This is a genomic window from Tardiphaga sp. 866_E4_N1_4 (genome assembly GCF_052076075.1).
GTDB lineage: Bacteria > Pseudomonadota > Alphaproteobacteria > Rhizobiales > Xanthobacteraceae > Tardiphaga > Tardiphaga robiniae.
Map to the genome: position 1 here is coordinate 4346241 of NZ_CP197242.1, position 14525 is coordinate 4360765.

Genomic DNA, 14525 nt, shown 5'->3' on the forward strand with positions numbered 1-14525 from the left:
TTGCGTGGCGACAATGACCGATGACAGCCCGCCCACCGCAAGCGAAAGCTGGGCCTTTGCCCTCAAGCTCTATGCGGAACCGGGCGTACCGGAAGCCTGCCTGAAACTTCAGGCTGAGGCCGGCGTCGATGTGATGCTGCTGCTCGTCGCGACGTTTGCGGTGGCGCAGCAGGGTATTCATCTCACTCCTTCCGACATCGAGAATATGGATCGTACCTGCCGTCCCTGGCGCGAACAGATCGTGCACCCCCTCCGCACGATCCGAACCGCGTTGAAGTTGGGGCCGGCGCCCGCGCCATCGGTCGCCAGCGAACAGTTGCGCGCACAGATCAAGGCTGGAGAACTCGCCGCCGAGTCGCTGGAGAATGATCTGCTCGTCGCATGGCTGGGGCAGTATGCCTCACAACAGCGCAGATCGACGCGTGACGAGGTGAGTAACGTCCTCCACCATGTCGTTCGTCATGCGCTGGGCAAGGAGCATCATCACCGGATCGATGGGCTGTCGCCCGCGATCGGGGCGATCCTCTCAGCCACTGATAAATTACTGCAATGATGCAGTGCACGCATCGAAATTAGTCAGTCCGTGCCTAGGGAGCGTGCTTGACTAGCTTTGGTACTTAGCTATCTTTCTTCGCAATTATGTGATCAGGCGAAAACGAGAAAAAGACCGACATGCCGCATCCGCAGATCCTCGACACACGATTCCGTTCGGCATTGGCGCGCTTGGCCAAGAACGATCGCATCATGACATTCGAGCGACCCGCCGATCCGCATCTGGAGATCGCAGCGGTTCTGAAGAAGCATGACGGACGTCAGACGCTGTTGTTTCCGTCGGTCAAGGGTTACGACGTTCCGCTGATCGGAAACCTGCTGAGCTCGAAGGAGAATTGCGAGGCCGCGTTCGGCCTCGATTTCAACGGCATTCGCGGTCTCGTGCAGCGCGCGATGGGCGGTCCGTTGCCGCCGGAAGTCGTCTCCAGCGCGCCGTCTCAGGAGGTCGTGCTGAAGACTGGTTTTGATATTACAAAGTTACTGCCAGCGCTGTTCCATGCGCCGGGCGATGCGGGGCGCTACATCACCGCCGGTATTGTGATCGTAAAGGACCCTGAGACCGGCATTTACAATGCGTCCTATCATCGGCTGCAGCTATTGGGCCCGGATCGGGTCGCCATTAAACTCGATTTCGGCCGCCATCTTCGCCTCGCATTCGAGCGCGCCAAGGCGCGCGGCACGTCACTGCCGGTAGCGGTCTGCATTGGCACCGATCTCGCGCTCCACTTCACAGCCGCGACGATGGGTTCGCAGATGCCCGAAACGGCGGACGAACTTGCGGTGGCCGGCGGTCTCGCAGGTAAGCCGCTGACGGTGGTGAAGGCTGTGTCGCAGGACATGATCGTGCCGGCCGAATGCGAATTCGTGCTGGAAGGTGAAATCTCGATCGACGACGTCGCGCCGGAAGGTCCGTTCGGCGAATTCGTTGGCTTCGCCGCGCCGGCTGCGGATGCGCCGGTACTGAAGGTAACGGCTGTCACCCATCGCCTGCGGCCGATCTATCACGTCATCAACGGCTTCGGCCGCGAAACCATCATCCTCCGCAAATACGTGCTCGAAGCCAGCCTGCTCAAGGTGCTGCAGTCGGCGATCCCGATCGTCACCGACGTCGAGATGACGTCGGGCGGACTGCATCGTTTCCATGCGGTCATTCAAGTGAAGAAGCAGAGCCGCCAGCATAACGGTCTGCAGCGCAATGCGATGATGGCCGCCTTCGGTGCGCTGAAGGATCTCGATCTGATTACCATGGTCGATCACGACATCGATATTCGCGATCCCATTGATGTCGAATACGCTGTCGCGACGCGCATGGAAGCGTCCAGCGATCTCATTCTGATTCCCGGCGCGCGGGGCCATGAATATGTGCGTGTCAGCAAGGAAGGCATTCGCACCAAGCTCGGCATAGACGCCACGGTGCCGTTCGAAGATCAGGACAAGTTCCGGCGCGTTGAGTTCGCGAAGACCGATATCGAACTCAGCCATTTTGCTGCGGGTGAAGACAAGGCGACCCAGGCACTCGGGCTCGTGGGAACGAACATTGCATAAGTAGTTGAAGCCCTCTCGACATTTTCTCAATCACTAGGAAAAACCGATGAAGCGACTTCTCGTAGCGGCCCTGCTGATGGGTACCGGATTGAGTGCCACCACTGCCTCGGCGCAGGAGTGGCCGACGAAGCCGATCAAGCTCGTTGTGCCCTATGCTCCGGGGGGCTACACCGATGCGGTCGGGCGCATCACCGCGCGTTTCCTGGAGAAGGAACTCGGTCAGACAGTGATCGTCGACAATCGCGCCGGTGCCGGCGGCATCGTTGGCTCCGATCTCGTGTCGAAGTCCCCGGGCGATGGTTACACACTGTGCGTCTGCAGCGTGGGTGCGATCTCGATCGCGCCGGTCGCGCAGACCACCTCCTATGATCCGGTCAAGAGCTTCAAGCCGATCAGTGTCGTCAGCACCATTCCGCAGACTGTGATCGTCAATCCGTCGCTTCCAATCAACTCGATGGAAGATCTGGTCAAATATGCCAAGGCCAATCCCGGCAAGCTGACCTATGGCTCCAGCGGCGCCGGCGGTCTGATGTACTTCTCCGTCGCCCTCTTCGATGCCCGCGTTGGCACCAAGATGACCCATGTGCCATTCAAGGGCGGATCGCCGGCGACGGCCGCAGTGGTTGCGGGTGAGGTCAATCTGTCTTTCACCAACATGACCGACGCACTGCCGCAGATCGAAGCCAATACCGTGCGCGCACTTGCCGTGACGTCTGCAACACGCAGCGAATTCACGCCGAAGCTTCCAACGGTCGCCGAGACCGTATCGCCGGGCTATGCGGTGGAGTCGTGGAACGGCATCATGGCGCCGGCGTCGACACCGGATGCAATCGTTGAAAAGGTGTCGGCCGCCCTGAAGAAGATGGCTGCGGATCCCGAAGTGAAGAAGAACATGGCGGTCGCCGGTGCATCGACCGTGTTCACTACGCCGGCCGAATACACCGCGCAGATCACCAAGGAAGTCGAGCAGTGGCGCACGCTGCTCAAGGAAATCTCCGAGAAGAAGACCTGATCACCCGACATCGCGGGCGGCGGATTCATTGCATCGCTGCCTTCATCCGCCTCCGACGGCATAGGAGCCCGCCATGAAATCAATCGCGCAGCGTGGGAATTCGGACTTCTATTCGGGTCTGCTTCTGGTCGTCGTCGCCATCGTTGCTTTGCTCTATATCCGCACGCTGACGATCGGCTCCGTGCTCGACATGGGCCCGGGTTATTTTCCGCTTGGCCTAGCCCTGATCCTGCTCGGCATGGGTCTCGTCATGATCGTCAAGGGGTTGACGACGGAGGGCGTGTCGGTCGGTAGGCTGCATCTGCGGCCACTGTTTTTCGTTTTGTTGTCCTTCGTGGCGTTCGGTCTCCTGGTCGAACGCGCCGGTCTCGTGATCGCGATCCTGGTGCAGGTCGGTCTGTCTCATTTCGCCTCGCGCGAAACGACATGGCTTGCCAGCGCGATTACTGGCGTCCTGCTGGCGATCGCCTCCTCGGTGGTCTTTGTCTGGCTTCTCAAGATTCCGGTGAGTGTGCTGCCATGATGGATATCTTCGCCGGCCTCGGCCACGGGTTTTCCATCGCCGCGACGCCGCTCAACTTGTTGTTCTGCCTCGTTGGCGCCGTTTGCGGTACGTTGATCGGCGTGCTGCCCGGCCTCGGTCCAGTGGCCACTATCTCGCTGCTGTTGCCGGCCACTTACGCGCTTGATCCGATTGGCGCCATCATCATGCTCGCCGGAATTTATTACGGCGCGCAATATGGCGGTTCGACTACGGCCATCCTGGTCAATATTCCAGGTGAGTCGACGTCGGTGGTCACAGCCATCGACGGTTACAAGATGGCGCAACAGGGCCGCGCCGGCGAGGCGCTGGCCATCGCCGCAATCGGTTCTTTCATCGCGGGATGTTTCGGAACTGTCGTGATTGCACTGCTCGGTCCGCCGCTTGCGCTGATGACGCAGAAGTTCGCCTCGCCGGACTACTTCTCGCTGATGGTGTTGGGTTTGGTGTCTGCGGTGGTGCTGGCCAACGGTTCGGCCTTCCGGGCCGTGGCGATGATCTTCCTCGGCCTGCTGCTCGGCATGGTGGGTATGGATATCAATACCGGCGAAGCACGAATGACGTTCGGGCTGATCGAGCTGTCTGATGGTATCAATTTCGTCGCGCTGGTGATGGGTTTGTTCGGCGTGGCCGAGGTGATCTCCAACCTCGAAAACGTCTCAACCCGCATCGTGAACCATTCGAAGATCAACAGTATCTGGCCGTCGTTTAAAGTGTTGCGCGGCGCCTGGGGGGCGGTGACTCGCGGTACGCTGCTGGGTACGCTGTTTGGAATCTTGCCCGGTGGCGGCGCCACCATCGCGTCGTTCTCGTCTTATGCGCTGGAGAAGCGCGTATCCAAAACGCCCGAGCGCTTCGGTAACGGCGCTATCGAGGGCGTTGCCGGGCCGGAGTCGGCCAATAACGCTGCGGCGCAAACGTCATTCGTTCCGCTATTGACCATGGGGATTCCGACCAGCGCGACCATGGCGCTGCTGGTCGGCGCGCTCACGCTGCACGGTATTGCGCCAGGGCCGACGATTATCTCGCGTCAGCCGGATCTGTTCTGGGGTCTGATCGCCAGCATGTTCCTGGGCAATGCGATGCTTGTGATCATTAATCTGCCGATGATCGGCATCTGGGTCCGGCTGCTCAACGTGCCGTATCGTATTCTCTATCTCGTCATTCTCGTGGTCTGCGCGATCGGGGTGTTCTCGGTCAATAATTCGAGCTTCGACATCTATATGACCGTGGGCTTTACGGCGCTGGGTTACATCCTGCGCAAGCTCGACGCAGAACCGGCGCCACTGCTGATGGGTTTCGTGCTCGGTCCGATGGTCGAAGAGAATTTCCGGCGCAGCCTGATCACGTCGCACGGGGATCCGATGGTGTTTCTGCAAAGGCCGATCAGCCTCACGTTGCTCCTGCTATCGGCTGCCCTGCTGATTTCGATCGTGATGCCGTCGATCAGCAAGCGCCGGGGCGAAGTATTCCAGGAATGAGATTGCTCTGTCCGCAATTTCGGCGGGCGAGATCAGGACGAGAGACGCCATGAACAAGCACGAGCCGACACAGTCATCGGTCAGCAAGGCCGGTCAGCGCAATGGTGGCGAGATTCTCGTCGCGGCCTTGCGGCGCAATGGCGCCGATCGCATGTTCGGCGTTCCCGGCGAAAGCGCGCTGCCGATCTTTGACGCGCTGTATGAGCCGGATGCCGGGATCCGCTTCATTGTCTGCCGGCATGAGACCACGGCTTCTCATATGGCTGAAGCCGACGGCAAAATTTCAGGCCGGCCGGGCATTTGCGTGGTCAGCCGCGGCCCTGGCGCCATGCAGGCGGCGCTCGGATTGCACACCGCGTGGCAAGACTCCACGCCGATGATCCTGATCGTCGGGCAGGTGCCGCGCAGTCATCTGGGCCGTGAAGGCTTTCAGGAGATGAACTACGTACGCACCTTTGACGACATGACGAAATGGGCCGTCGAGATTGACGCGGTCGATCGCATTCCGGAACTGGTGAGCCGGGCTTTTCATGTCGCGATGCAGGGACGGCCGGGGCCGGTGGTGCTTTCGATCCCTGAAGACGTGCTCAGCGCGATGAGCGACGTTGCCGATGCGGCGCCTGCGACCGTCATCGAAGCTTCGCCGTCGGCGTCGCAGATGGCCGAAGTGCGCGCGCTGCTGCAAAAGGCGCAGCGGCCGCTGGTGATCGTCGGCAATCTCGGCTGGACCTCGGCCGCGGTCGAACAGTTCACGGCCTTCGTCGAACGCAACGATTTGCCGGTCGTCGCCGGTTTCCGCTCGCAGGATGTGCTCGATAACCGCAGTGACCAGTATATCGGCGATATCAGCCTCGGCTGTAGCCGCCCGCTGATGGCGCGGGTCAAGACGGCGGATCTGCTGCTGGTGATCGGTGATCGGCTGGGAGATGTCACGACCAATCACTACTCCCTGCTCGACGTCCCAACTCCGAAACAGATCTTGATCCACGTGTTTCCTGGACCCGACGAACTCGGCCGCGTCTATGTGCCAACCCTCGGGATTCCCGCCAATTCCTCGCGCTTCGCCGAAGCGCTGGCCGATTTGTCTCCGCTCGACAGCGGGGCATGGGCCAGCTGGCGCGCGGAATCGCGTCAGGCTTACGTCGACTATCAGGCGCCGCGCACCGATGCGCCGCCTTTCGATCTCGCTACGGTGATCGATCACCTCAATACCAAATTACCGGACGATGCCATCGTTACCAATGGCGCCGGCAACTATACGATCTGGCTGCATCGCTATTATCGCTACAGAAAGCTGGGCACCCAGATAGCGCCGAAGTCCGGCTCGATGGGTTATGGCCTGCCGGCGGCGATTGCAGCGCAGTTGCGCCATCCCGAACGCAGGGTCGTCTGCCTGGCCGGTGACGGCTGCTTCATGATGGCCTCGCAGGAATTCGCGACCGCGGTCCAGCAGCGACTGCCGATTGTCGTGATCATCGTCAACAATGCGATGTATGGCTCTATCCGGATGCATCAGGAGCTTCATTTCCCGAATCGTCCGAGCGGCACGGACCTGCTCAATCCCGACTTCGCGGCACTCGCCCGATCCTATGGCGCTTATGGAGAGGCCATCGAAACGCATCAGGAATTTCCTGCAGCTTTCGCCCGGGCGGTGGAGGCCAAGGGGCCCTCGATCATCGAATTGCGCGTCAATCGCAACCAGTTGACGCCCGACCGGCGCATCTGAGGCTGGTCCGGAGCCTGTCGTTGAACTGGAAAGTCGCTAATTCGAGCTGGCGGCTTTTTCGCGGTCCTTGGCAGATTTTCTGGCGCGGCCAGATGCCTCTCTCCGTTTTGCCTTTGCTTCCGTCGGCCTCGGTTCTGCTGGCTTCGCCTTCGGCTTGGCCCGAAGCCTCAGGCGACCGGCTTCGGTCTTCTCGATCTCGAAGATTTCAGTCTTGCGCACGAGATCGCTCAATTTTCTAAAACCGTAATTCCGGACATCGAAATCGGAGACGAAGTTCGGCAGCTGCTCTCCGACGCGGTCGAGATTGACCCAGCCGTCTTCATTGCCAAGCTGGGCGACGACCCTTTCCAAAATGGGAATCGCCGCAGCCGGGGTCTTCAAGGCGGCCGCCGCTGGCGGCTGCTCGGTCGTAGTCGTCGCACGCTCGGCGATCAGGTTTTCCGTATAGACAAAGCGCCGGCAGGCTTGCCGAAAGCTCTCGGGCGTCTTGCGCGTGCCAAAACCGTAGACGTCAGCGCCTTGCTCGCGCAGCCGTGAGGCAAGGCGGGTGAAATCGCTGTCGGAGGACACCAGGCAAAATCCGTCGAACCGTCCGCTATGCAGCAGGTCCATCGCGTCGATGACAAGCGCGATATCGGACGCATTCTTGCCCTTGGTATAGGCGAACTGTTGGTAGGGATCGATGGCGTGCTTCTGCAGGATATCGGCCCAGGATCTGAGCTGCGGACTTGAGAAGTCGCCGTAGATACGGCGAACGCTGGCTTCGCCGAATTTGGAGATTTCCTCGAACAGGCCGCCGGCGATCTGCGGGGACGTGTTGTCGGCATCGATCAGGACCGCGAAACGGGGCAAGCGCTGCTGTGCGACGTTCATCTGCAACCTCTGCCCGCTAGCGCGATGGATGAATGGTCCGCTCAGTCTGTCAGCTTTTTGCTGCAGGCGAAACATACCTAAGGGACCGTATCTCTCGTCAGCCCGGCCATAGCGCGGTAAAGTCACCCAAATCCCGCGAATCGCGGGCGCTTAAAGAGGCAATTAAGACCATGACCATCCGCCTGCATCGCGGCGATCTGCCGGATCTGAGCCGCTACACCAATTCAGTTGCGATCGACACTGAGACCATGGGTCTCAATCCGCATCGCGACCGGCTATGCGTGGTGCAGCTCTCGCCCGGCGATGGAAGTGCCGATGTCGTGCAGATCCCGATGGGCCACACAGACGCGCCGAACCTGAAGAAGCTGCTCGGTGACCCGAAGGTGACCAAGATCTTTCACTTTGCGCGGTTCGATCTCGCGGCTCTCTACAACGCGCTCGGCGTCATGCCTGAGCCGGTCTATTGCACCAAGATCGCTTCCCGCCTGTGCCGCACCTATACCGACAGGCATGGTCTCAAGGATCTGGTCCGCGAAGTCCTCGGCGTCGATCTGTCGAAGCAGCAGCAGTCGAGCGACTGGGGCAGCCAGACACTCAGCGAGGCGCAGCTGTCCTACGCCGCGTCGGACGTGCTGCATCTGCATGGGCTGCGCGAGCGCCTCAACGTCATGCTGGCGCGCGAAGGCCGCACCGAACTGGCGCAGGCTTGTTTCGACTTCCTTCCGACCCGGGCCAAACTCGACCTTTCGGGCTGGGAAAACGAGGACATTTTCGCTCATTCGTGACCGGCCTGCGGCGAAGTGACTTTCTGAAACAGTTCAGGGCCCCTCCCGCCGCGTTTCGGTCATACTCCTCGTTCTGGTGGGCGGGGCTGCAAACTGGTGCATTTCAGCGTAGACTGGCGCCGGTTTGGCAGGCCTTTCGGTGTGGCCCTTTATGGCATGGCCCGTTGGAGCGACGGTGAGTTCAGTTCAGATTCCCAGCTATCAGACGGGCATGGATGCGCGGTTCAGGGCCGCGGCACGCCATAGCCGTCTGGTGCGTCTGCTGCGGATTGCTGTCCCTGCCGTCGTGATCCTGTCGATGGCGGCAATTGTCGGCGTGTCGATCTTCAATCCGTTCCGGATCCTCGCCAAATTGCCCCTCGACATGGGCAATCTGGTCGTTTCGGGGACCAAGATCACCATGGAGACGCCGCATCTGGCCGGTTTCTCGCCGGACGGACGGCCCTATGAGTTATGGGCCAAGGCCGCGACGCAGGATCTGACAGATCCCGATAATGTCGAACTAACGACCTTGCGCGCCAAGGTGATGATGGAAGACAAGTCGACGATGACGATGGATGCCCGCACCGGGAAGTTCAATTCGAAATCGCAGATGCTCTATCTGTATCAGGACATTTTCCTGCAAACGACGACCGGCTACGAAGCCAAGCTGACACAGGCGAACATTGATATTGCCAATGGCACGGTCACGTCGGACGAACCGGTCGATGTCAAACTTCTCAATGGCACTTTGCTCGGGCAACGGATGCGCATCACGGAACACGGTGAGCTGGTTCGGTTCGAGGGCGGTGTGTCGATGAACCTGAAGATGGACCCGCCTTCGCCGGACGCTTCGGCTCAGCCTGAGACCGTGGCGGAGCCCGCAGCCGCGCCGGAGCCCGTGAAACCGCGGGCCGCCAACGGCAAGCGCGCCAACGCGAAATGAATGTGATGATTTTTCCCGTCAGTAATGTCCGATTTCGCGGGGTGACCGGCGCTGCGATCGCCGTGCTCGTGCTGGCTTTGACAGCCGATGCAAATGCGCAGAGCGCGGTGCAGGGTGTGCCGAACGCGATGCAGGGCTTCTCGCAGAATCGCGATCAGCCTATCCAGATCGAGGCCGCATCGCTGGAAATGCGCGACAAGAAAAAGGAAGCGACCTTCGCAGGCGATGTGAAGGTCGTGCAGGGCGACACCACGATGAAGTCGAAGACTCTCGTGGTCTTCTATGACGGCGGCGGCTCCGCGAACGAGCCGGCGGCCAAGGCTGCGCCCAAGGCGCCGATCAAGGCGGCGCAGCCGGGCCCGGGCGGTTCGTCGGCGATCAAGCGGCTTGAAGCGCGCGGCGGCGTCATCGTCACCCAGAAGGACCAGGTCGTCACCGGCGAGACGGCGGTGTTCGACACCCGGACCAATCTCGTCACCATGCAGGGCAATGTTGTGCTTACCCAGGGCAAGAATGTGCTGCGCGGCGATCGTCTGACCGTGGATATGACCACGGGCACCTCACGCGTCGAATCCAACAGCGGCAGGGTCCAGGGCATGTTCGAGTCGTCCGGCCAGAAGGGTGGCGGTGGCCCGACCTCGATCATACCCGGGCCTGGAGGCGGAAAACCCAAGTAATTCGAAGGGTTTGCCGATATAGACGAGCCGGATCCGGTTGAATCTGGCTGCGTAACCCGTTATCGCCATTGTTTTAATCGACATGGAAGGCTTGGCGTTCGGCTGGGCAAGGGACATTTAGTCCGCCATGCTGTTCCCAGTGATCGAACATGCCGCGACCTGGCGCGGATGACGTTTAGAGGCTGATCGAAGCGCGAATGGTTGATTTCCTCGGCATGTTCCGTCGGCGCGCTCCAAAACGCGGTCCGCAAGGCTTTGCACGCTCGCCGGTCGACATCACGGCGCTCGGCGACAGCATGGGCGACATGCTGGGCAATCCCAGCCGTGAGGCGCCGCCACTCGCGCGGACCGCCCCGGCCGATACGCCCCAGGTTCCGCAAGCCCGGGCGGAGGCGCCGCGTGCCCCACAGCCTGCACCGGCCCGCCGTCCGGACAAGGCGCCGCCGCGGCCCCGGACCAACGGCGCCGCCGCACCAAAAGCTGCCCCGCGTGCGGGCTATCTGGCCGTCCATAATGTGAAAAAGAGCTTCGGCTCACGCCAGGTCACCCGCGGCGTCAGCATTTATGTTCGCCGCGGCGAGGCCGTCGGTCTGCTCGGACCGAACGGCGCCGGCAAGACCACGGTGTTCTACATGATCACCGGCCTGATCAAGCCCGACAGCGGCGCTATTGAGCTTGACGGCCACGACGTCACCCAGCTGCCGATGTATCAACGTGCGCGCCTCGGCATCGGCTATCTGCCGCAGGAAGCCTCGATTTTTCGCGGCCTCACGGTCGAGCAGAACATCCGTGCGGTGCTGGAGGTCGTCGAGCCCAGCCGCAAGAAGCGCGAGCGCGAGCTCGACGGGCTGCTCGAAGAGTTCAACATCCAGAGACTGCGCAAGTCGCCGTCGATCGCGCTGTCCGGCGGTGAGCGCCGCCGCGTTGAAATTGCGCGCGCGCTGGCGACGCGGCCGAATTACATGCTGCTCGACGAGCCCTTTGCCGGCATCGACCCGATTGCGGTGGGTGACATTCAAGACCTGGTCCGCCACCTCACCAATCGCGGCATCGGCGTGCTGATCACCGACCATAACGTGCGCGAAACGCTGGGGCTGACAGACCGCGCCTACATCGTCTATGCTGGTGAAATCCTGACGGAGGGATCTCCAGAGGAGATCGTGGCTGACCCGGACGTGCGTCGGCTTTACCTTGGCGAGGAATTCCGCCTGTAGACCAAATTTACAATTCGTCAAGCCGTGTACATCAGGCCGGGAAAGAGATAAGCAAGAAACGGACCAACTTTTGGATCGGTTTTTGCCTCCATGGCGCTGACGCAGAGACTAGAGTTCCGGCAATCCCAGTCGCTGGTGATGACGCCGCAGCTGATGCAGGCCATCAAGCTGCTGCAGCTGTCGAATCTCGATCTCGCAACCTTTGTCGAAGATGAACTGGAGCGCAATCCGCTGCTGGAACGCGCCAGCGACGGTCCTGAGCCGCCCGTGGCCGGCGAGGCCAGCCCCGAGCGCAGCGAGTTTTCGAGCCAGGACGAGGCGGGCTATGCCTCCGGCCACGACGATGGCGGCGACCATTCCGATTTTTCCGATCGTTCAGGCGGCGACAGCTTCGATGCGCCGGCGCCCGACGAGTGGATGAACCGCGAACTCGGCACCCGCGCCGAGATCGAGCAGACCCTGGACACCGGGTTGGACAACGTCTTCTCCGAAGAGCCGGCCGAAGCCGCCGCACGCAACGCACAAGATGCTGCTCCGACCGCCTATACCGAATGGGGCGGCGGCGCCTCCAACGACGACAGCTACAATCTTGAGGCCTTCGTTGCCGCGGAAGTGACACTCGGCAGCCATCTCGCCGAACAGCTCTCGGTGGCGTTCTCGTCGCCCGCGCAGCGGATGATCGGTCAGTATCTGATCGATCTCGTCGATGAGGCCGGCTACCTGCCACAAGATCTCGGCGACGTGCATGAGCGGCTGGGCGCCTCTGTTGACGATGTCCAAAGCGTTCTCGGTGCGTTGCAGAAATTCGATCCGCCGGGTGTCTGCGCGCGCAGTCTCAGCGAATGTCTCGCAATCCAGTTGCGTGAACAGAACCGTTACGACCCCGCGATGCAGGCATTGGTCGAGCATCTCGATCTCCTGGCCAAGCGCGACATCGGCAATCTCAGAAAAATCTGCGGCGTCGACGACGAAGATCTGACCGACATGATCGGTGAGATTCGCAGACTCGATCCGAAGCCCGGTCTGAAGTTTGGCTCGGCGCGAACACAAACCGTAGTGCCTGATGTCTATGTGCGGCCGGGTCCTGATGGCGGCTGGCATGTTGAGTTGAACAGCGACACACTGCCGCGCGTTCTCGTGAACCAGGTTTATTATTCCGAATTGTCGAAAACGATCCGCAAGGATGGTGACAAGTCGTACTTCACTGATTGTCTACAAAATGCGACCTGGCTGGTGCGTGCGCTCGATCAGCGCGCGCGTACTATCCTGAAGGTTGCGACCGAGATCGTCCGGCAACAGGATGGCTTCTTTACGCAGGGTGTTGCGCATCTTCGGCCGCTGAATCTCAAGGCTGTTGCTGATGCCATTCAAATGCATGAATCGACAGTGTCGCGCGTTACCGCCAATAAGTACATGGCGACAAATCGCGGCAGCTTTGAATTGAAATACTTCTTTACGGCGTCGATCGCGTCGGCTGATGGCGGCGAAGCGCATTCGGCTGAAGCGGTGCGACATCACATCAAGCAATTGATTGATGGAGAAAGTCCTTCTCTTATTCTTTCGGACGACACGATCGTGGAACGCTTGCGCGAAGCCGGAATTGATATCGCGCGTCGTACCGTTGCCAAATACCGTGAAGCCATGCGTATCCCGTCTTCAGTTCAGCGCCGGCGCGACAAGCAGAGTATGCTCGGCAATGCACTCACGGCACCCGCCACTCCGTCCGATAGGGCACCCGACCGATCCCGCGACACTGCACCAGCTTGATTGCACTCCCGTGGAAACGGGATACTGTCGGTTCAAGGCAGAAGAATCGAGGCATCAGCATGACCCTTCGTATCTCGGGAAAAAGCATCAATGTCGGAGACGCTTTGCGCGGCCGCGTGAGCGAGCGGACCGATGAGGTCCTTCGCAAATATTTCGATGGCAACTATTCAGGTCACATCACGCTCAGCAAAGACGGCTTCGGCTTCCGCACCGATTGTGCGTTGCATCTCGATTCCGGAATTACGCTCGAAGCTGACTCCAATGCAGCGGATGCTTACGCCAGCGCCGATCAGGCGCTGCTTCAGATCGAGAAACGTTTGCGTCGCTACAAGAGCCGGCTGAAGGATCGTTCCGCGCGCAAGACGCATGCTGAAAATCAGGCGATGGCCGAACTCACGGCTCCGACTTTGGACGCGCCGAGCTACATTCTTGAGGCGCCCGATCATGAGGGCGATGCCGATAGTGGCTACGATCCGGTCATCATTGCCGAATCGACCAGGTCGCTGAAGCGGTTCTCGGTGAGCGAAGCTGTCATGGAACTTGATTTCACCGGCGCGGCCGTCGTGCTATTCCTGCATGGCAGTACCGGTCGGGTGAATATCGTGTACCGCCGAGGCGACGGTAACGTGGGTTGGGTCGATCCACCGGTGGTTAAACCGTCCTGACGGCATTGACGCCCAAACGGCCCCTCCCTATGGTCCGCCGCCTTTGACAGGGTTATACCGGTCAATGGATTTCGCATGGGGGGTTCCGGTGCTAGAGTACGTCCGGGCGTTCGCGCCCGGCGCGTTTTCCATCACAGGGAACGATGTCCCTTTCCAGTCTTTCTTGACGCTGCCGGTTTTGGTTCTAACTACCCGCTGACGGTCAAACATCCTCGGAACGGTCAATGACGATTACCGATCTGGTCGCGCCCGAGGCGATAATCCCGGCGTTGAAGGTCAACAGCAAGAAGCAGGCGCTGCAGGAGCTCGCTGCGCGCGCTTCCGCGCTCACCGGTCAGAACGACCGCGCCATTTTCGAGGTGCTGTTGCAGCGTGAGAAGCTCGGTACGACGGCCGTGGGCTATGGCGTTGCCATTCCGCATGGCAAGTTGCCGAAGCTCGACAAGCTGTTCGGCCTGTTTGCGCGCCTCGATCGCCCGATCGATTTCGAGGCCATGGACGGCCAGCCAGTCGATCTGGTGTTTCTGCTGCTGGCGCCGGAAGGTGCGGGCGCCGATCATCTGAAGGCGCTGGCGCGGATCGCCCGTCTGCTACGCGATCAGGACGTCGCCAAAAAGCTGCGTGCCTCCCGTGACGCGCAGGCGATCTATTCGGTGCTCGCTTTGCCGCCAGCGACAGCCGCCTAACCATCTCACACCGCAGCTTACGCTGGAATCGCCCGGTTGGACCGGGCGATTCTCCTACTCCGAACCAGATCCCTGC

General features: G+C 60.7%; 14 protein-coding genes. 13 read left to right on the plus strand and 1 reads right to left on the minus strand.

The window, feature by feature from the left end:
* Positions 1–13 precede the first annotated feature (13 nt).
* The 6 genes from AB8B20_RS21060 (at position 14) to AB8B20_RS21085 (ending at position 6857) form a co-directional block, all read left to right on the plus strand.
* Positions 14–553, plus strand: a complete 540-nt coding sequence (locus AB8B20_RS21060) for a TIGR02444 family protein (RefSeq protein WP_093757856.1) — start codon at positions 14–16, stop codon at positions 551–553.
* A gap of 119 nt (positions 554–672) precedes the next feature.
* Positions 673–2097, plus strand: coding sequence for a UbiD family decarboxylase (locus tag AB8B20_RS21065; protein ID WP_093757857.1), 1425 nt, complete (start codon positions 673–675; stop codon positions 2095–2097).
* A 46-nt stretch (positions 2098–2143) separates the two neighbouring features.
* Positions 2144–3109: a Bug family tripartite tricarboxylate transporter substrate binding protein gene (locus AB8B20_RS21070; RefSeq protein ID WP_093757858.1), complete on the plus strand. Its 966-nt coding sequence runs from the start codon at positions 2144–2146 to the stop codon at positions 3107–3109.
* 73 nt (positions 3110–3182) lie between these two features.
* Positions 3183–3632, plus strand: a complete 450-nt coding sequence (locus AB8B20_RS21075; protein WP_439074097.1) for a tripartite tricarboxylate transporter TctB family protein — start codon at positions 3183–3185, stop codon at positions 3630–3632.
* Entirely contained in the window at positions 3629–5131 is a 1503-nt protein-coding gene (locus tag AB8B20_RS21080; protein ID WP_092140811.1) for a tripartite tricarboxylate transporter permease, read from the plus strand. The genes AB8B20_RS21075 and AB8B20_RS21080 overlap by 4 nt, the downstream gene beginning before the upstream one ends.
* A 49-nt stretch (positions 5132–5180) precedes the next feature.
* On the plus strand, positions 5181–6857 hold the full coding sequence (locus AB8B20_RS21085) for a thiamine pyrophosphate-binding protein (RefSeq protein WP_439074096.1): 1677 nt from the start codon (positions 5181–5183) through the stop codon (positions 6855–6857).
* Positions 6858–6893: 36 nt separating this feature from the next.
* Here the strand turns inward: AB8B20_RS21085 and AB8B20_RS21090 are convergent, their stop codons facing one another.
* The gene (locus AB8B20_RS21090) at positions 6894–7730 is read right to left on the minus strand and encodes an NYN domain-containing protein (protein ID WP_439074095.1); all 837 of its coding nucleotides are present in this window, start codon (positions 7728–7730) and stop codon (positions 6894–6896) included.
* Between the two features lie 170 nt (positions 7731–7900).
* Here AB8B20_RS21090 and AB8B20_RS21095 point away from each other — a divergent pair, with 170 nt between their 5' ends.
* The 7 genes from AB8B20_RS21095 (at position 7901) to ptsN (ending at position 14449) form a co-directional block, all read left to right on the plus strand.
* A complete protein-coding gene (locus tag AB8B20_RS21095; RefSeq protein ID WP_439074094.1) occupies positions 7901–8515 on the plus strand; it encodes a ribonuclease D in 615 nt (204 codons plus the stop codon).
* Between the two features lie 175 nt (positions 8516–8690).
* Positions 8691–9440, plus strand: a complete 750-nt coding sequence (gene lptC / locus AB8B20_RS21100) for an LPS export ABC transporter periplasmic protein LptC (protein WP_439074093.1) — start codon at positions 8691–8693, stop codon at positions 9438–9440.
* A 5-nt stretch (positions 9441–9445) separates the two neighbouring features.
* Positions 9446–10117, plus strand: coding sequence for an LptA/OstA family protein (locus AB8B20_RS21105; RefSeq protein ID WP_439074092.1), 672 nt, complete (start codon positions 9446–9448; stop codon positions 10115–10117).
* A gap of 197 nt (positions 10118–10314) precedes the next feature.
* Positions 10315–11331 carry an LPS export ABC transporter ATP-binding protein gene (gene lptB / locus AB8B20_RS21110; protein WP_093757864.1) on the plus strand — a complete coding sequence of 339 codons (1017 nt, stop codon included), beginning with the start codon at positions 10315–10317 and terminating at the stop codon, positions 11329–11331.
* A gap of 90 nt (positions 11332–11421) precedes the next feature.
* Positions 11422–13098: an RNA polymerase factor sigma-54 gene (gene rpoN, locus AB8B20_RS21115; protein ID WP_175369396.1), complete on the plus strand. Its 1677-nt coding sequence runs from the start codon at positions 11422–11424 to the stop codon at positions 13096–13098.
* A gap of 59 nt (positions 13099–13157) precedes the next feature.
* Complete coding sequence (hpf, locus tag AB8B20_RS21120; protein ID WP_089266375.1) at positions 13158–13763, plus strand: ribosome hibernation-promoting factor, HPF/YfiA family; 606 nt, start codon at positions 13158–13160, stop codon at positions 13761–13763.
* Positions 13764–13987: 224 nt separating this feature from the next.
* A complete protein-coding gene (ptsN, locus tag AB8B20_RS21125) occupies positions 13988–14449 on the plus strand; it encodes a PTS IIA-like nitrogen regulatory protein PtsN (RefSeq protein ID WP_089266376.1) in 462 nt (153 codons plus the stop codon).
* Positions 14450–14525 lie beyond the last annotated feature (76 nt).